The organism is Rubellimicrobium arenae (assembly GCF_017916275.1).
GTDB lineage: Bacteria > Pseudomonadota > Alphaproteobacteria > Rhodobacterales > Rhodobacteraceae > Rubellimicrobium > Rubellimicrobium arenae.
Map to the genome: position 1 here is coordinate 17070 of NZ_JAFMST010000017.1, position 16996 is coordinate 34065.

The window sequence follows — 16996 nt, forward strand, 5'->3', positions numbered from 1 at the left end:
GGCCTCCGGTCAGAGATGGATGACACCCGTGCGCGCGGCGTGCGCCACCGCGTCGGTGCGCCCCGTGGCATCGAGCTTGTCGATGACCCGGCCCACATGGAACTTGGCCGTGTGGACCGAGATGCCGAGCCGGCGCGCGATCTCCTTGTTGGACGCGCCCTGGGTCAGGAGCTCCAGCACCTCCCGCTCGCGCGGGGTGAGGTCGCCGGCCGTGGCCATCGGCTCGGGCGCGCGGGCCTCGTCGGGATCGCCGATGACGGCGTCCGGGGTCTCGCCGGGCTCGGCGAGGACGATTCCGGGCACCGCGCCCAGAAGCTCGGTCAGCCGCTCGGCCAGGTCCTCGTCGGCGATCCGGAGGGCGAGGACGACGGGCTCGGTCACGGCGCGGGCTGCTCGGCGATGGTCAGGGTCACGGTCAGGGGCTGGCCCCCGCGCAGGAGCCCCAGCTCGACCGCCTGCCCGACGCTGTCCGGCCCCAGGCGCGACCGGACGGCCCAGGGGCCGCGCAGGGGCTCTCCGCCCAGGCGGACCAGGAGGTCGCCCTGCAGCACCCCGGCCGCCAGCGCGGGGCCCTGCGGGTCCACGTCGGTGACGACCGCCGCCGCGCCGCCGCCCTGCCCCAGCCGCACGGGCTGGAGGCTCAGGCCCAGGTAGCCCCGCGCCACCCGCCCATGCCGGGCCAGGTGGTCGGCCACGCGCTCGATGGTCGCCGAGGGGATCACGAGGCTCGATCGCCGCGGCCCGAACACCGTCATGCCGAAGGCCCGGCCGTCGGCGCCAAGCGCCAGGCCGCCCTCGGCGGCGCGGGGCAGCCGCAGGTCAAGCTGGAGCCGCGCGTCGATGGTCCCGCCGCGCAGCGACCGCCAGGCCGGCCCGGCGTGCCGGACGACACCGAAGCCCGCGACGGCCCCGTCCGGCCCCCGCCCGAGCGCCAGCGCCAGCTCGCCCAGCCGGGGCACCGCCGGATCGAGCGGCACGGGCGGGGGCAGCGCCCCTTCGACCCGCAGGAGCGCCACGTCGGTCGAAGGGTCGCGCCCGACCACGGCCGCGGCCCGGCGCGTCCCGTCGGGCAGGACCACGGCGACGTCGCCCTCGGCATCCAGTGCCTCGTCGGCGGTGACCACGTGGCCCTCGCGCCAGACGAACCCCGAGGACCAGGCGCGGGCCCCCGTGACGCCGACGACGCCGGGGGAGAACCGCTCGGCCAGCGCGGCGATGCTGCGGGACAGGTCGGAAAGATCGGTCATGGTGCCCTCCGTGGGAGTTGCACCAGAGCTAAGACCGCGCGCCCCGCCCGCCTACTGCCCGGACGGGCAGTGCGGGGATCAGGGCCGCAGGCAGATGTTCGAGCGGGTGAGGAACCGCCTTTCCCGCCCGTTGTCGAGCGAGAACATCCCCCCGCGCCCCGGCACCACGTCGATGACCAGGTCGGTGTGCTTCCAGGCCTCGTATTGGCTTTCGGAGATGTAGAAGGGCATCCCCCCGATCTCGCCCATCTGCACGTCGCGGTCGCCGACGATGAAGTCGCCCACCGGGTAGCACATGGGCGAGGAGCCGTCGCAGCAGCCCCCCGACTGGTGGAACAGCACCGGCCCGTGGTCGGCCACGATCTCGGCCAGGAGCTGCAGCGCCTCGGGCGTGGCGGTCACCTTGTCGAGCGGCGGGGCGGCGGTCATGTCGTTCATGGAGTGGTCCTTTCACGGGAAAGGGCGCGCGGGGATGGCCCCGCGCGCCCGCGCCTTTCGGACTGTCCCCCGCCTCAGAAGAAGCCCAGCTTCTTCGGGCTGTAGCTCACCAGCATGTTCTTGGTCTGCTGGTAATGGGCGAGCATGTCGAGGTGGTTCTCGCGGCCGATGCCCGACTGCTTGTAGCCACCGAAGGCCGCGTGGGCCGGATAGGCGTGGTAGCAGTTGGTCCAGACGCGGCCGGCCTGGATCGCGCGGCCGAAGCGGTAGCAGGTGTTGGCCTCGCGCGACCACACGCCCGCGCCCAGCCCGTAGAGCGTGTCGTTGGCGATGTGGAGCGCCTCGTCCTCGTCCTTGAAGGTGGTCACGGACACGACCGGCCCGAAGATCTCCTCCTGGAAGATCCGCATCTTGTTGGTGCCCTTGAACACCGTGGGCTTGACGTAGTAGCCGCCCGCGAGGTCGCCCTGGAGGTTGGCGCGCTCGCCGCCCGTCAGCACCTCGGCGCCTTCCTGGCGGCCGATGTCCATGTAGGACAGGATCTTCTCGAGCTGCTCCGAGGACGCCTGCGCGCCGATCATCGTCGCCGGGTCGAGCGGGTCGCCCTGGACGATCGCCTCGACGCGCTTGATCGCCCGCTCCATGAACTGGTCGTAGATGCTCTCGTGGATCAGGGCGCGCGACGGGCAGGTGCAGACCTCGCCCTGGTTCAGCGCGAACATCACGAAGCCTTCGATCGCCTTGTCGAAGAAGTCGTCGTCTTCGCGGCAGACATCCTTGAAGAAGATGTTCGGGGACTTGCCGCCGAGTTCGAGCGTGACCGGGATCAGGTTCTGGCTGGCGTATTGCATGATCAGCCGGCCCGTCGTCGTCTCGCCGGTGAAGGCGATCTTGGCGATCCGGTTCGACGACGCCAGCGGCTTGCCCGCCTCGAGGCCGAAGCCGTTGACGACGTTGAGCACGCCCGGGGGCAGCAGGTCGGCGATGAGCTCGATCCAGAGCATGATCGAGGCCGGGGTCTGCTCGGCGGGCTTGATGACCACGCAGTTGCCGGCGGCCAGCGCGGGGGCGAGCTTCCAGGTCGCCATCAGCAGCGGGAAGTTCCAGGGAATGATCTGGCCCACGACGCCCAGCGGCTCGTGGAAGTGGTAGGCGATGGTGTCGTGGTCGATCTCGGAGATGCCGCCTTCCTGCGCGCGCACGACGCCGGCAAAGTAGCGGAAGTGGTCGATGGCGAGCGGCAGGTCAGCGGCCATCGTCTCGCGGATGGGCTTGCCGTTGTCCCAGGTCTCGGCGGTGGCGAGGAGCTTGAGGTTCTCCTCCATGCGGTCGGCGATCTTGTTGAGGATCACCGAACGGTGGGCGGCCGAGGTCTTGCCCCAGGCGTCCTTGGCGGCATGGGCGGCGTCGAGCGCGGCCTCGATGTCGGAGGCGTCCGAGCGGGCGATCTCGCAGAGGACCTGGCCGGTCACCGGCGAGGTGTTCTGGAAGTAGCGGCCCGCATTGGGGGCGACGAACTTGCCGCCGATGAAGTTGTCGTAGCGCGTCTTGTAGGGCGAAGCCGCCACACGAAAATGTTCGACCTTGTTCATGATCTTCTCCCTGCGCCGCCTCCTCGCGGCCCTGGGGCATTCGTGCCACGCGGACGGGCGAATTTCAGCCGCGACAAAGGTCTTAGGCGGTGCGCCAGCGCCGCGCGCGGAGCTCAACCGGTTGAAGCAGCACGTATTCCATGACCAGCATCACCGCCACGAAGGCCGCCGAATAGGCCAGCACATGCGCCACGTCGAAGAGCTGGAAGTAGAGGTGGATCTGGAAGCCCACGCCATTGGGCCGACCCAGGAACTCCACCACCAGCACCAGCTTCCAGATGATGGCGAGGCCGTTGCGCGCGCTCGCGGCCAGGTAAGGGGCCAGCTGGGGCAGCATGACGTGCCGGAGCCGCGCCCAGGGCGACAGGCGGTAGACCCGCGCCATCTCGGCGATCCGGGGATCGAGGGCGCGCGCGCCCTCTCGCATGGTGACGACCACCATCGCCGTCTTGTTGAAGGCCACCGCGCCGACGGCCGAAAGCTCGTTCAGGCCGAACCAGACATAGGCCAGCACGATCACGACCAGCGCCGGCAGGTTCAGGGCGATCACGACCCAGGGGTCCGCCCAGCGGTCGAACCGGGGATGCAGGCCCAGCAGGAGCCCCAGGACCGAGCCCGCCGCCATCGCGATCCCGAAGGACCAGCCGACCCGGCCCAGGGTGGCCAGCACATGCCGCCCGAGATCGCCGGCCGCGGCTTCGGCCCAAAGGACCTCGGCCACGCGCCAGGGCGTCGGCAGCCGCACCGGATCGTCCGCCAGCACCGAGATGCCGGCCCAAAGGAGCGCCATCGCCGCCAGCGACACCGCGAGGGCCGCCCGGTCCACCTGCAGGCCCTTCTGCGCCATGCCACGATCCTCCCCTGCCGGCCGAGCCTGCGTCCCGCCGCCGCCCCGGTCAACCGGGGGCCGCCGCAACGCGACCTAGGTCTTATGGGCGCCGTGGGGAGCCCTGCCTATCCTGCCCGGCATGGCCGCTGTTCTCCGCCTTCTTGCCCTCCTGCTCCTCGCGACGGCGGCGCGGGCCGAGGTGCTGGACCGCGCGGCGCTGGCCGGCTTCGTCCGCCCGCCGATGTCCATTGGCGACCCCGTGAACGACAGGGGCGTCTGGGAGCTCCTCAATTCCGGGGGCGCGCTCGCGGGCTATGTCTTCGAGACCGAGCCCATGGCCCCGATCCCCGGCTTTTCCGGCGCGCCGATCAACCTGTTCGTGGCGCTGGACCTCGAAGGGCGCTTCATCGACGTCAAGCTCATCTCCCACAACGAGCCGATCTTCGTGTCGGGCCTGGGCGAGGCGCCGTTCCGCGCCTTCCTGGAGCAGTATCGCGGCCTGTCGATCTCCCAGCCCATGGTGGTCGGAACCCCCTACGGCGACGCGGGGGCGGGATCGGCGCTCGTGTACCTCGACGGGGTGACCAAGGCGACGGCCTCGGTCCGCATCGCCCATGAATCGCTGCTGGCCGCCACGCGCGAGGTCGCGCGGGAGAAGATGAAGGGCATCGCCAGCGCCCCGCCCGCCGCGCCCGACCCCGCGCACGAGGAAGCGCTGGCCTGGGCCGACCTCGTGGACCAGGGCATCGCCACGCGAAAGCTGGTCACGAACGCGCAGATCGACGGGATGTTCGCGGGCACGATCTGGGCCGCCGACGACCCCGAGGCGCGGGCCGATCCCGACGGGCCTTATCTCGACCTTTGGATCGTCGATCTCGGGCCGCCGTCGATCCGCGCGGCGGTGCTGGGCGAGGCGACGGCCGGAAAGCTCGACCGTTTGCTGGAGATCTCGCCCAACGAGGAGCCGATCCTCGTGATCGACGCGGGCCGCCACGGCCTCGTGTCGCCCGACTTCGTGCGCAACACCGCGCCCGACCGCCTGACCGCCTCGCAGGATGGCCTTCCCGTGGCGCTGCGCGACGCCGACATCGCGGTCGAGCTGCAGCCCGGCGTGCCGGAGGGCATCGCGATGATCCTGCGGACCGACCGCCGCCTGGGCTTCGACCCGTCGCGCCCCTGGACCCTGGAGGTCGAGGCCGTGCGCGAGCATGGCTCCTTCCAGCCCGAGATCGGCCGCGTGCCCCTGACGGCCGAGCACGCCACGCCCGAGCGGTTCTTCCTCCGCGAGGGCGAGGTGCGGCAGCTCACCCCGTTCGAGGAGGCCGTGCGGAGCCGCGCCCCGGACCTCGCCCTGCTGGGCGTCCTGCTCGCGGGGCTGTTCGTCCTCCTGGGGCCGCTCATGCACAGGGTGGCGCGGCGCGGCTGGCTGACGCCCGTCCGGCTGACGGTCCTGGCCGCCGTCCTGGCCTTCGTCGGCTGGTGGGGCCAGGGGCAGCTGTCCATCGTCACCGTGCTGGGCGCGATCCGCACCGCCTGGGATGGCGGCGGCTTCGCCTTCCTCCTCTACGACCCCTTCGGGCTCCTGGTCTGGGGCGCGGCGATCGTCGGCCTCGTGCTCTGGGGGCGCGGGCTGTTCTGCGGCTGGCTTTGCCCCTTCGGCGCGCTGCAGGAGTTCGCGCACCATCTGGGCCGCCGCCTGCGCCTGCCGCAATGGGAGCCGCCCGCCGTCTGGGACCGCCGCCTCAAGGGCGTGAAATATGTGCTGCTGGCGGGCCTCGTCGCCACCGTCTTCGTCGCGCCCGACCGCGTGGACACCATGGCCGAGGTGGAGCCCTTCAAGACCGCCATCACCACCTTCTTCCTTCGCGACTGGCTCTTTGTGCTCTATGCCGTGGCGTGGCTCGTCTCCGGCACCGTCCTGTTCAAGGGCTTCTGCCGCTATGTATGCCCCCTGGGCGCGGTCATGGCCATCGGCGGCCTGCTGCGCGGGCGGGACTGGATCGCGCGGCGGGCGGAATGCGGCTCGCCGTGCCAGCTCTGCCGCGTGCGCTGCCGCTACGGGGCGATCGAGCCCACGGGCCGGATCGACTACTCGGAATGCTTCCAGTGCCTCGACTGCGTGCAGATCCTCGACGATCCCCGGCAATGCGTGCCGCAGGTCCTTGCCGCACGCGGGCCGCGCACCGCCTCGCAACGGAGGGCCGCCTGATGCGCCGCCGCCGCTTCCTCCGGATCATGGCCGCGGCGCTGCTGGGGCCCGGGGCCGCGCTGGCCCGCGACCGGCGCCTGGCGCTGGGGGCCGAGGCGGAGCTCACGCTCTATGGCCCGCCGGCCCTGACGGCCCGCGCCCGCGACCGCGCCTGGGCCGAGATCGCACGGATCGAGTCGATCTTCAGCCTGTACGACCCGGCCTCGTCGCTGTCGCGGCTCAACGCGGCGGGCCGCCTCGACGCGCCCCCGCACGAGCTGCTGGAGGTGCTGGCCCTGTCGGACCGCCTGCACGCGGCCACCGGGGGGCTCTTCGATCCGACGGTGCAGCCGCTCTGGCTCGCCCTCGCGCAGGGCGGGGACGCGGAGGAGGCACGGCGGCTCATCGGCTGGGAGGGGGTGCGGATCGGCCCCGACGCGGTGAGGCTGGGCAAGGGCCAGGCCCTCACGCTCAACGGGATCACGCAGGGCTATGCCACCGACCGGGTCGCCCGCGTCCTGGCCGACGAGGGCCTGACCCACGCCCTGGTCGACATCGGCGAGTTCCGCGCCCTGTCCGGTCCCTTCCGCCTGGGCGTGGAGGACCCGACCTGGGGGCGCCTGGGCCAGATCACGCTGGACGGCGCCGCCTGCGCGACCTCCAGCCCCGGGGCCATGCTGCTGCCCGGCGGGTCGGGGCACATCCTCGATCCCCGGGGCGGCGACCCCGTCTGGTCCACAGTGACCGTCACGGCCCCCACCGCCGCGATGGCGGACGGCCTGGCCACCGCGCTCTGCCTCGCCGAGGCCGGAGCGGCGCGCGGCATCCTCGCGGCGCTTGGGCCGGGCCTCGGGGCCACCGCGATCACCCCCGGCGGCGACCTGCTGACGCTCTGACGCAAAAGGGCGCCCCGGGGCCAGGCCGCCGGGGCGCCAGTCGGTCCGACTGGGAGGAGGACGGACCGGGTAACCTCACCTCTCGGGCGGCTCGAAGGTGAGCCCGAGATCCCCGAACAGCGCCGGGATCCGCCCATCGGCAAGCCCCGCGGCGATGGCGTCGTCCACGGCATAGCCCAGGTCGCGGTGCGACATGTGGACCGCCAGACCCACGGTCCAGTCCCCGACGGCCAGGCCGGGCAGCGGCGGCTCGTGGACGCGGACCCCCTCGCCCGCACCCCATTCGAGTTGGGCGCGCGGCCCCATTGCGGCGTTGACCTCGCCCCGCGACAGCGCGGCCATCCCGGCGGCCATGGTCGGATAGCGGCGGATGTTGGCGTTGATCTGCCCGCCGGGAAAGGACGCGAGATAGAAATCCGAGATCGTGTCGTTCTGCACCCCCACGAGGTCGAAGCGGAAATAGGCGGGGGTCGGCGGATCGTCGGGATAGGCGTCCTCGCGGTAGGCGATGGCCAGCCGTTCCCGGTAGGCCTGCCCGGTGAAGACGACCTGCTCGACCCGGCAGGCGAAGACGCTGTCGTAGGGCACATGGAGCATCGCGTTCGCGACGTCGTTCTCGGCGCCGGCGGTGGGCTGGCCCTGCCAGACCTGGTAGCGCAGGTCGGCCTCCAGGGTCTCGCCCGAAAGGACGAAGCGGAAGCGCGGCTCGACGCCCAGCGCCTCGGCCACGAGACGCCCGAGGGCGATGTCGATGCCCTGCGGCTGCCCGCCCTCCTCCCAGGAATAGGGCGGCAGGTTGGCGTAGACGGCGAACTCGATCCAGCCGCGCGCAACGATGGCGTCGAGATCCTGGCCCACGAAGTCCCGGTCGGGGTTCTGGATGCGCCCGCCGGGCACGACGCCCTCGCAGCGGGCCAGGGCCGCCCGGGGCAGTCCCGCCGCCCCGGCCAGGCCCCAAAGGACGTCACGCCGCCGCATGGCTAGTGCGCGACGGACAGCGACACGGAGATGAGCTCGGCCGCCTCGTGGAACCGCGCGGGGCTCCCGTCGATGAGCCGGGCCGCGCGCGCGGCGGCGCTGTCCGCGACCGGGGCGCCCGACAGCGTCTCGAAGCCCGCGTTGATCTCCATGAGCTCGGCCTTGATCGCGTCGATGTCCGCGCCCGCCGGGTCCTCGGCGTAGCCGGCCAGCTTGTCGCGCATCTGGGTCAGCGTGGGGGCGGCGTCGGCCACCTGCTGGTCATCGGGGCGGGTCTCGATGTAGGAGCGGATCGCCCAGGCGGCCTTCTGGCCCAGGATCTCGCCGAAGGCCGGCATCTTGGTGATGCCGTTCTGGGTCATGCCGTGCTGGAAGCGTTCGGCGAACCATTCGTCGCCGTATTCCTCGGCCTCCAGGAACCGCAGGTCCGGCGCGAGCCCCCCCGAGATCGCGCCCAGCCCGTGGCAGCGCGCGCAGTTCTGGTTGAAGCCGGAATCGCCGATCTCGATCGCCTTCTGGAACACCTCGGGATCCATGCTGCGGTAGGGGTTCTCGGTCAGCCACTCCTCGCCCACATCGGGCAGGGCGTCGGTGTTGACGGGCTGCGGGGCGACGTCGCCATGGGCGAGCGCGATGCCGGCGATGACGATCAGGCCGGCCGACAACGGCCAGCGGGCGCGGGATGCGGGCATGTGATTCCTCCTGGGGGCGCCTCTTGCGGGACGCGTCTGGGGAAAGGGTGTCAGAGCCCCTCCGCCCCCGCCATTCGACCTTGGTGGCAACGGAGCCGCCAGGGGCTGCGACCATGGTCGCGGTTCGCCCGCTCCGCCCCGCCGCTATCCTGCCGGACCAAGGGAGGACGTCATGCGACAAGTCACGGCAGGAGCCATCCTGCTGGCCCTTATGGCCTTTTCCACCCCCGCACGGGCCGACGGCATGACCGTCCCCATCGCCTACCTGCACCAGCAGGTGGAACGCCCGCCGGTCCTGTCGGACCTGGATCCGGTGCCGGCGGACGACGGGATCGCCGGCGCGACGCTCGGGCGCGAGGACGACGCCACGACGGGCCGCTTCCTGGGGCAGGATTACCGGCTCACCGTGCGCGAGGTGCCGGTCGGGGGCGACCTCCTCGCCGCCGCTCGCGAGGCGCTGGCCGGGTCGCGGCTCCTGGTGGTGGATGCCCCGGCGGCGGACCTCCTGAAGGTGGCGGACCTGCCCGAGGCGCGGGACGCCCTTCTCTTCAACGTGGGCGCGCCCGACGACGGCCTGCGCGGGGCGGACTGCCGGGCGAACCTGCTCCATACCATCCCCTCGCTCGGGATGCGCGCCGACGCTCTCGCGCAGTTCCTGCTGGTGCGGGGCTGGACCGGGGTGGCGCTGCTGTCGGGTCCCCATCCCGACGACCAGGCCTGGGCGGAGGCGCTGCGCGGATCGGTGGCCAAGTTCGGCCTGTCCCTGGTGGACGACCGCCCCTGGGAGTTCGCGGGCGACCTCGGCCGCACCGCCCAGTCCGAGATCCCGCTGCTCACGCAGGGGTTTGCCGACCACGACGTCCTGCTCGTCGCCGACGAGACCGGCGACTTCGGCCGCTACGTCCTGTTCAACACCTGGCAGCCCCGTCCCGTCGGCGGGTCCGAGGGCATCGTTCCCGTGGCCTGGTCGCCGGTGCTGGAGAACTGGGGCGCGTCGCAGCTCCAGTCGCGCTTCGCCGACCTGGCGGGCCGGCCCATGCGCCCGCGCGACTACGCCGCCTGGGCCGCGCTGCGCAGCATCGGCGAGGCCGTGACGCGGACCGGCTCGGCCGACCCGGCCACGCTCCGCGCCTACATGCTGGGACCGGAGTTCGAGCTCGACGGGTTCAAGGGCCGCCCGCTCAGCTTCCGCGACTGGGATGGCCAGCTCCGGCAGCCGATCGCGGTGGTGCAGCCCCGCGCCATGATCGCCATGGCGCCGTTCGAGCAGTTCCTCCATCAGGTCAACGACCTCGACACGCTGGGCCGCGACCGCCCGGAAAGCGGCTGCGCCGCCTTCGCGGGGCCCTGATGCGCGCAACGCCCGGTGCCCCAGGACATCGTTCATCCCATCCGGCGCATCCTGGCCGGACGTTCCTTTCCCTTTCCGCAGGTGCCCCCATGCCCCGACCCGTCCTGCCGTCCTCCGGGGCGGCCCTCCTTGCCCTGCTCCTGGCCGCCCCCGCGTCGGCCGAGGAGATCTGGATCACCAACGAGCTCGACGACACGATCAGCGTGATCGACGCCCAGACGCTGGAGGTCACGCGCACCATCCCCACCGGCGAGCGTCCGCGCGGCATCACCTTCGCCCCCGACGGCAGCGTGGCCTACATCTGCGCCTCGGACAGCGACGCGGTGCAGGTCATGGACCCGGAAAGCGGCGAGATCCTGCACGACCTCCCCTCGGGCGAGGACCCGGAGCAGTTCGCGCTGTCCCCCGACGGGCGGCATCTCTGGATCGCCAACGAGGACGACGCCGTGACGACCGTGGTGGACGTGCAAAGCCGCCGCGTGGTCGCCCAGATCGACGTGGGGATCGAGCCCGAGGGCATGACCGTGTCGCCCGACGGGCGCATCGCCATCACGACCAGCGAAACGACGAACATGGCGCACTGGATCGACACGTCGACCTACGAGCCGGTCGCCAACACGCTCGTGGACACCCGGCCCCGCGACGCCGAGTTCGCCAAGGGCGGGGCGGAGCTCTGGGTGTCCTCCGAGATCGGCGGAACGGTCACGGTCTTCGACGCCGCGACCCGGCAGGAGACCCGCAAGATCACCTTCGCCATCCCGGGCGTGAACGACGACCAGATCCAGCCGGTGGGATTCGCCTTCACCCCGGACGGCGCGACCGCCTTCGTGGCCCTGGGCCCCGCCAACCACGTCGCCGTGGTGGACGCCGCCACCTACGAGGTCGAGGACTACATCCTCGTGGGGCGGCGGGTCTGGCACATGGCCTTCAGCGCCGACGGCTCTAGACTCTTCACCACCAACGGGGTTTCGGGGGACGTGACCGTGATCGACGTGGCGAACCGCGAACCGCTCAGCTCGATCAAGGTCGGGCGCTTCCCCTGGGGGGCGGCGCTGCGGCCATGAGCGGTCTGTCCGTCCGGAACGTCACCCACCGCTACGGCCCCCGCACGGCGCTGGACGCGGTCAGCTTCGACGTCGCGCCCGGCCGGTTCTGCGCGCTCCTGGGGCCCAACGGCGCGGGCAAGTCCACCCTGTTCGCCCTTCTGACGGGTCTTCTGGCCGCACCTCCGGGGACGATCGCGGTGGCGGGCCACGACATCCGGCGCGAACCCACCAGGGCCCTGGCCCGCATGGGCGTGGTGTTCCAGGCGCCGACGCTCGACCTCGACCTGACGGTGGCGCAAAATCTGCGCTACTTCGCGGCGCTGCAGGGCCTTTCCGACCGCATCGCCGCCGGGCGGATCGACAGGGCGCTCCACCGGCTCGGCATGGCCGAGCGGGCGGGGGAACGCGCGCGCGCCCTGAACGGCGGACACCGCCGCCGGACCGAGATCGCGCGGGCGCTGATCCACGAGCCCGCCGTGCTCCTCCTCGACGAGCCGACGGTCGGGCTCGACGCCGCCGCGCGGGCGGCGATCACCGACCACGTGCACGGCCTGGCGCGCGAGGACGGGCTGACCGTGCTCTGGGCCACGCACCTGACCGACGAGGTGCGGCCCGAGGACGATCTCGTGATCCTCCACAAGGGCCGCGTCCTGCGCCACGCCACCGCCGGGGCCGTCGCGCGGGGGGCGCCCCTGACCGAGGTCTTCCTCGGCCTCACCGGAGAGGCGGCATGACCCCGGCCCTGCGCGCGCTCCGCGCCATCGTCACCCGCGAGGCCCTGCGGTTCCTCGGCCAGCGGGGCCGCTTCCTGTCGGCCCTGGTGCGCCCCCTGGTCTGGCTCCTGGTCTTCGCGGCGGGGTTCCGGGCGGCGCTCGGGCTGTCCATCACGCCGCCCTACACCACCTACATCGAGTACGAGACCTACATCGTCCCCGGCCTGTGCGGGATGATCCTGCTCTTCAACGGGATGCAGTCCTCGCTGTCGCTGGTCTACGACCGCGAGATGGGATCGATGCGGCTTCTCCTCACGGCGCCCCTGCCCCGCTGGTGGCTCCTGCTGTGCAAGCTGCTGGCCGGAACGGCGATCGGCGTCCTTCAATGCTATGCCTTCCTGCTCATCGCCTGGATCTGGGGCATCAGGATGCCGTGGTTGGGCTACCTGACCGCGCTGCCCGCGCTGGTCGTGGCGGGGCTGATGCTGGGGGCGCTGGGGCTGGCCCTGTCCTCGTTCGTGAAGCAGCTCGAGAACTTTGCCGGCGTGATGAACTTCGTGATCTTCCCGATGTTCTTCCTGTCCTCGGCACTCTACCCCCTCTGGCGGATGCAGGAGGCGGGTGACCTGCTCCACGACATCTGCGCCGCCAACCCCTTCACCCACGCGGTGGAGCTCGTGCGCTTCGCCCTGTACGTCCAGCCGAACCTGCCGGCCCTGGGCTGGACCGCCCTGGCGGCCGTGGCCTTCCTGGGGCTGTCGCTCTGGGGCTACGACCCGGCGCGCGGGATGATGGGGCAGCGGGCCTGAGCGCCCCCGGCCATGGCGGCCCCGCCCTGGCCTCGCAGCACCGATCCGGGAGACACCGACATGATCCGCCGCGCCGCCGTCCTGCTCCTTCTCCTGGCCGGGCCCGCCCTGGCCGAGGGCGATGAGCACGGCACCACGAACCCCGAGGAGATGACCCTGGACCGCATGGTCGAGAACGCCCGCAACGGCCAGGTGGACATGACCACCTGCGCCTCGGGCTACCTGATGACCAAATCCGGCCAGCACGCCATCGCGCGCGAAACCTTCGAAGCCTGCGCCGAGGCCGGCTACACCGGCGCGATGACCTGGATGAGCTACATGGAGGACAACGGCTTCGGGGGCGACAGCAATCCCGACGCCTCCACCGAGTGGAACCGCCGGGCCGCCGAGGCGGGCGATCCCATCGGCCTGTTCAACCACGGCCTGGACCTGCTGCGCGGGCACGGCACGGCCCTGGACGAGGAGCGCGGGCGGGCGCTGGTGGACCGGGCCGCCGCCGCCGGGGTCGAGGACGCGCGGACGCTCGTGGAGTCGGGCTATGACCTCGACGTGGTGACGCCGGACGCGGACAACTGGAAGTACGCGCCCCTGTTCTGACGCTCCTCGACGATGACGGCCGGACGGCCGCCCAGCCGCAGGATCCGCGTGGCCAGCGCCTCGGCCTCGCGCGGGTCGTGCGTGACAAGGAGCGTGGCCGTCCGGTGCCGCGCCCGCAACTGCGCGAACAGCGTCATCATCTCGCGCACGCGCGGCTCGTCGAGCGACACGAAGGGCTCGTCCATGAGCAGGAGGTCGGGCCGGCAGGCAAAGGCCCGGGCCAGCGCCAGGCGGCGCTGCTGCCCGAGCGAGACCTGCGAGGGGTAAAGCCCGCCCATCCCCTCCAGCCCCACCTCCGCCATCGCCGCGTCCGCCTCGTCGGCGGTGATGCCGGCCGTCACCGTCAGGTTCTGCGACAGCGTCCGCCAGGGCAGCAGGGTGGGCTCCTGGAACACCACGGCAAGCCGGCCCCGGACCCGCACCGATCCCGCCCGCCGCCGGTCGAGTCCCGCGATGACCCGCAGGAGGGAGGTCTTGCCCACCCCGGAGGGACCGGTCAGGGCCACCGTCTCGCCCTGCAGGACGGTCAGGCGCACCGGCCCCAGCACCTCGGCCCCGCCAAAGGCGAGACCGGCCAGGTCGAGATCGAGGACGACCGGCGCCTCGGGCTCCCCCCTTCGCGCCATCGCGAGCACCGCGGCCCTACCCGCCCGTGCCCACGAAGACGCCCTCCGGCAGCGTCGTGGCGGTGCCCACGAGCTCCTCGCCGCCCAGCTCGGCCATGAGCCGCAGCATCCGGTCGGCGGCCTCCTCGTCCACGGGGCCTTCGGCGGGGGTGCCGGCCAGGAAGCCGTCGCGCAGGGCGGCGAACTCGGCATCCGAGCCGGCGTTCATCATCGGGCGGATCCGCTCCCAGGCGGCCATGTCGGTCGCGAGGAGCGCCTTGGCCTCGTGCGAGGCGGCGGCCAGTTCCCCCGTGAGCTCGGGATGCGCCTCGAGCATCTCCCCGTGCAGGACATAGCCCAGGAGCGGCGTGTCGGGATCGAGCCCGAGCGCCGTGGCGGCGTCCTCGACCGAGATCAGCTCGCGCATCCCGGCGGCCTCCATCTTGGCCTGGAAGTGCCAGAAGTTGATCGCCCCATCGAGGTCGCCCGACAGCGCCGTCTCGTAGATCAGGGGGGGCGCGCCGAAGACCTGCTCGGTGTCGGCGGCCAGGTCCATGCCGTATTCCTGCTGGGCGTAGGCGCGCAGGATCAGCCAGCTCTTGTCCACCGGCCCGCCCGCGATGCCGATCTTGCCGCCCTCGAGGTCCCTGAGGCTCTGGGCCGGGCTGTCGGCCGCGACCATGAGGCCGCCGACCGCCCTGGAATAGGGCAGGAACACGAGGTCCATGCCCGCCGCCCTCTGCCGGGCGACCCAAAGCCAGTCGGACACGATCACGTCCACCTCGCCGGCCAGGAACGCGGTCTGCGCGGCCGGCGCGCCGGCCAGTTCCTGGACCTGCAGGTCGAAGCCGTTGGCGACGTCGAAGCCGTTGTGCTCGATGGTGTCGAGCTCCCAGAGCACGGTGCCCGAGGCCTGCACCCCCGCCTTCAGAACCGGCTCCTCGGCCCGAGCCGGCGCGGACAGGCAAAGGACAGCAAGCGCGCCGGCGGCGGCGTGGCGGATGGACATGGCGCTCCTCCCAAAGCTGTGGACCCAGCCTAGCAGGGCCTCCGCTGCATGGAATACGACCAAAGCCGCACCCGCGGAACCTTTGTTTACGACCAAACGCGAATACCGCGCCGCAAGGCCCCGGCCCGATACTTCGGTCCGGGGCCGGCCCGCGCAGGGGCGCAGGACAAGGCCAAGACGACAAACGGGAGGAAGCTCATGAGACGTTTGATGCTGGCCGCGACGGTCAGCCTGCTGGCCGTCGGCGCCGCACAGGCGCAGGTCACGGCCGACGACATCGCCAACGACGCGACCACCACGGGCGATGTCGTCACCAACGGCATGGGCCAGGCGCTCCAGCGCTACAGCCCCCTCGAGCTGCTCAACAAGGAGAACGTGGAGCACCTCGTCCCCGCCTGGGCCTTCTCGCTGGGCGGCGAGAAGCAGCGCGGGCAGGAAACCCAGCCCCTGGTCTATGACGGGATCATGTACGTCACGGGGTCCTATTCGCGGCTTTACGCCGTCGACGTGAAGACCGGCCAGGAGCTCTGGCAATACGACGCCCGCCTGCCCGAGGGCATCCTGCCCTGCTGCGACGTGGTGAACCGGGGCGCCGCCATCTACGGCGACATGGTGATCTTCGGCACGCTCGACGCCCGGCTGGTGGCGCTCGACCGCAAGACGGGCGACGTGATCTGGAACAAGGAGATCGCGGACTACAAGGCGGGCTACAGCTACACGGCCGCGCCGCTCATCGTGAACGGCCTCGTGATCACCGGCAACTCGGGCGGCGAGTTCGGGATCGTGGGCGAGGTGCAGGCCCGCGACGTCAACACCGGCGAGCTCGTCTGGACGCGGCCCACCATCGAAGGGAACATGGGCACCCTGAACGGCGAGGACAGCACCATGACCGGGGTGCTGAACGCCACCTGGCCCGGCGACATGTGGAAGACCGGCGGCGGCGCCCCCTGGCTGGGCGGCTCCTACGACGCCGAGACCAACACCCTGATCTTCGGCGCGGGCAACCCGGCCCCCTGGAACAGCCACCTGCGCAACGCCGGCACGCCGGTCGAGGGCAACACCGGCGACAACCTGTACGCCGCCTCGCGGATCGGGATCGACCCCGCCACCGGCGAGATCAAGTGGCACTTCCAGACCACCCCGCGCGAGGGATGGGACTTCGACGGCGTGAACGAGGTCGTGGCCTACACCGACCGGGAGGGCAACGGCCGGCTCGCCACCGCCGACCGCAACGGCTTCTTCTACATCCTGAACCGCGAGGACGGGAAGTTCATCCGCGCCACGCCCTTCGTGCAGAACATCACCTGGGCCAGCGGCATCGGCGAGGATGGCCGCCCCATCTACAACGAGGACAACCGCCCCGGCGACCCGACCACCGCCGCCGAGGGCGAGCGGGGCGAGACGGTCTTCGCGGTCCCCTCCTTCCTGGGCGGCAAGAACTGGATGCCCATGGCCTTCAGCCAGCGGACCGGCAACTTCTACGTGCCCTCCAACGAATGGGGCATGGACATCTGGAACGAGCCCGTCACCTACCGCGAGGGCGCGGCCTACCTGGGGTCGGGCTTCACCATCAAGCCGATCTTCGAGGACCATATCGGCGCGCTCAAGGCCATCGACCCCGACACCGGCGACATCAAGTGGGAATACCACAATCCCGCGCCCCTTTGGGGCGGCGTGATGACCACCGCGGGCGGGCTCGTGTTCCTGGGCACCCCCGAAGGCGAGTTCAAGGCGCTGGACGATGAAACGGGCGAGGTCCTGTGGTCCTTCCAGACCGGGTCGGGCATCGTCGGCCAGCCCATCACCTGGGAGCAGGACGGTGAGCAGTTCGTGACCGTCGTGTCGGGCTGGGGCGGCGCCGTTCCGCTCTGGGGCGGCGAGGTCGCGAACCGCGTCAACTACCTCAACCAGGGCGGCATGGTCTGGACGTTCCGGCTGCCCAAGGAGTTCGCCTCGGCCGGCTGATCCCGTCCAGGTCCGAACCCCGCCGGCGCGGCCGTCATGGC

Annotated in this window: 17 protein-coding genes; 8 read left to right on the top strand and 9 right to left on the bottom strand. The window is 71.7% G+C overall.

Going from position 1 to position 16996, the window contains the following annotated elements; translation table 11 throughout:
* Positions 1–9: 9 nt before the first annotated feature.
* From J3P31_RS21905 to J3P31_RS19885, 5 genes are all read right to left on the bottom strand, one after another.
* Positions 10–381: a response regulator transcription factor gene (locus tag J3P31_RS21905; protein WP_368373120.1), complete on the bottom strand. Its 372-nt coding sequence runs from the start codon at positions 379–381 to the stop codon at positions 10–12.
* On the bottom strand, positions 378–1247 hold the full coding sequence (locus J3P31_RS19870) for a S1C family serine protease (protein WP_210530269.1): 870 nt from the start codon (positions 1245–1247) through the stop codon (positions 378–380). Before J3P31_RS19870 ends, J3P31_RS21905 begins: the two co-directional genes overlap by 4 nt.
* 78 nt (positions 1248–1325) lie before the next feature.
* Positions 1326–1685: a DUF779 domain-containing protein gene (locus J3P31_RS19875; protein ID WP_438270312.1), complete on the bottom strand. Its 360-nt coding sequence runs from the start codon at positions 1683–1685 to the stop codon at positions 1326–1328.
* Between the two features lie 74 nt (positions 1686–1759).
* Complete coding sequence (gene adh, locus J3P31_RS19880; RefSeq protein ID WP_210530270.1) at positions 1760–3277, bottom strand: aldehyde dehydrogenase; 1518 nt, start codon at positions 3275–3277, stop codon at positions 1760–1762.
* 82 nt (positions 3278–3359) lie between these two features.
* Positions 3360–4124, bottom strand: coding sequence for an ABC transporter permease (locus J3P31_RS19885; RefSeq protein ID WP_210530271.1), 765 nt, complete (start codon positions 4122–4124; stop codon positions 3360–3362).
* A gap of 121 nt (positions 4125–4245) precedes the next feature.
* Between J3P31_RS19885 and J3P31_RS19890 the strand changes: the two genes are divergently transcribed.
* Positions 4246–6315 carry a 4Fe-4S binding protein gene (locus J3P31_RS19890; protein ID WP_210530272.1) on the top strand — a complete coding sequence of 690 codons (2070 nt, stop codon included), beginning with the start codon at positions 4246–4248 and terminating at the stop codon, positions 6313–6315.
* Positions 6315–7190 carry an FAD:protein FMN transferase gene (locus J3P31_RS19895; RefSeq protein ID WP_210530273.1) on the top strand — a complete coding sequence of 292 codons (876 nt, stop codon included), beginning with the start codon at positions 6315–6317 and terminating at the stop codon, positions 7188–7190. The genes J3P31_RS19890 and J3P31_RS19895 overlap by 1 nt, the downstream gene beginning before the upstream one ends.
* Positions 7191–7265: 75 nt before the next feature.
* Here J3P31_RS19895 and J3P31_RS19900 read toward each other — a convergent pair whose 3' ends face one another.
* On the bottom strand, positions 7266–8168 hold the full coding sequence (locus J3P31_RS19900) for a substrate-binding periplasmic protein (RefSeq protein ID WP_210530274.1): 903 nt from the start codon (positions 8166–8168) through the stop codon (positions 7266–7268).
* 2 nt (positions 8169–8170) lie between these two features.
* The gene (gene pedF / locus J3P31_RS19905) at positions 8171–8860 is read right to left on the bottom strand and encodes a cytochrome c-550 PedF (RefSeq protein ID WP_210530275.1); all 690 of its coding nucleotides are present in this window, start codon (positions 8858–8860) and stop codon (positions 8171–8173) included.
* Between the two features lie 172 nt (positions 8861–9032).
* On the opposite strand from pedF, the gene J3P31_RS19910 reads away from it, so the two are divergent.
* From J3P31_RS19910 to J3P31_RS19930, 5 genes are all read left to right on the top strand, one after another.
* Positions 9033–10211, top strand: coding sequence for an ABC transporter substrate-binding protein (locus J3P31_RS19910; protein WP_210530276.1), 1179 nt, complete (start codon positions 9033–9035; stop codon positions 10209–10211).
* A gap of 89 nt (positions 10212–10300) precedes the next feature.
* Positions 10301–11275 carry a YVTN family beta-propeller repeat protein gene (locus J3P31_RS19915; protein WP_210530277.1) on the top strand — a complete coding sequence of 325 codons (975 nt, stop codon included), beginning with the start codon at positions 10301–10303 and terminating at the stop codon, positions 11273–11275.
* A complete protein-coding gene (locus J3P31_RS19920) occupies positions 11272–11991 on the top strand; it encodes an ABC transporter ATP-binding protein (RefSeq protein WP_210530278.1) in 720 nt (239 codons plus the stop codon). The genes J3P31_RS19915 and J3P31_RS19920 overlap by 4 nt, the downstream gene beginning before the upstream one ends.
* Complete coding sequence (locus J3P31_RS19925) at positions 11988–12779, top strand: ABC transporter permease (RefSeq protein WP_210530279.1); 792 nt, start codon at positions 11988–11990, stop codon at positions 12777–12779. The genes J3P31_RS19920 and J3P31_RS19925 overlap by 4 nt, the downstream gene beginning before the upstream one ends.
* Positions 12780–12839: 60 nt before the next feature.
* The gene (locus J3P31_RS19930; RefSeq protein WP_210530280.1) at positions 12840–13376 is read left to right on the top strand and encodes a tetratricopeptide repeat protein; all 537 of its coding nucleotides are present in this window, start codon (positions 12840–12842) and stop codon (positions 13374–13376) included.
* On the opposite strand, the gene J3P31_RS19935 is transcribed toward J3P31_RS19930, so the two are convergent.
* The gene (locus J3P31_RS19935; protein ID WP_210530281.1) at positions 13316–14002 is read right to left on the bottom strand and encodes an ABC transporter ATP-binding protein; all 687 of its coding nucleotides are present in this window, start codon (positions 14000–14002) and stop codon (positions 13316–13318) included. The genes J3P31_RS19930 and J3P31_RS19935 overlap by 61 nt on opposite strands.
* A gap of 16 nt (positions 14003–14018) precedes the next feature.
* Complete coding sequence (locus tag J3P31_RS19940; RefSeq protein WP_210530282.1) at positions 14019–14990, bottom strand: ABC transporter substrate-binding protein; 972 nt, start codon at positions 14988–14990, stop codon at positions 14019–14021.
* 198 nt (positions 14991–15188) lie between these two features.
* Here J3P31_RS19940 and J3P31_RS19945 point away from each other — a divergent pair, with 198 nt between their 5' ends.
* Positions 15189–16955: a PQQ-dependent methanol/ethanol family dehydrogenase gene (locus J3P31_RS19945; RefSeq protein WP_210530283.1), complete on the top strand. Its 1767-nt coding sequence runs from the start codon at positions 15189–15191 to the stop codon at positions 16953–16955.
* Positions 16956–16996 lie beyond the last annotated feature (41 nt).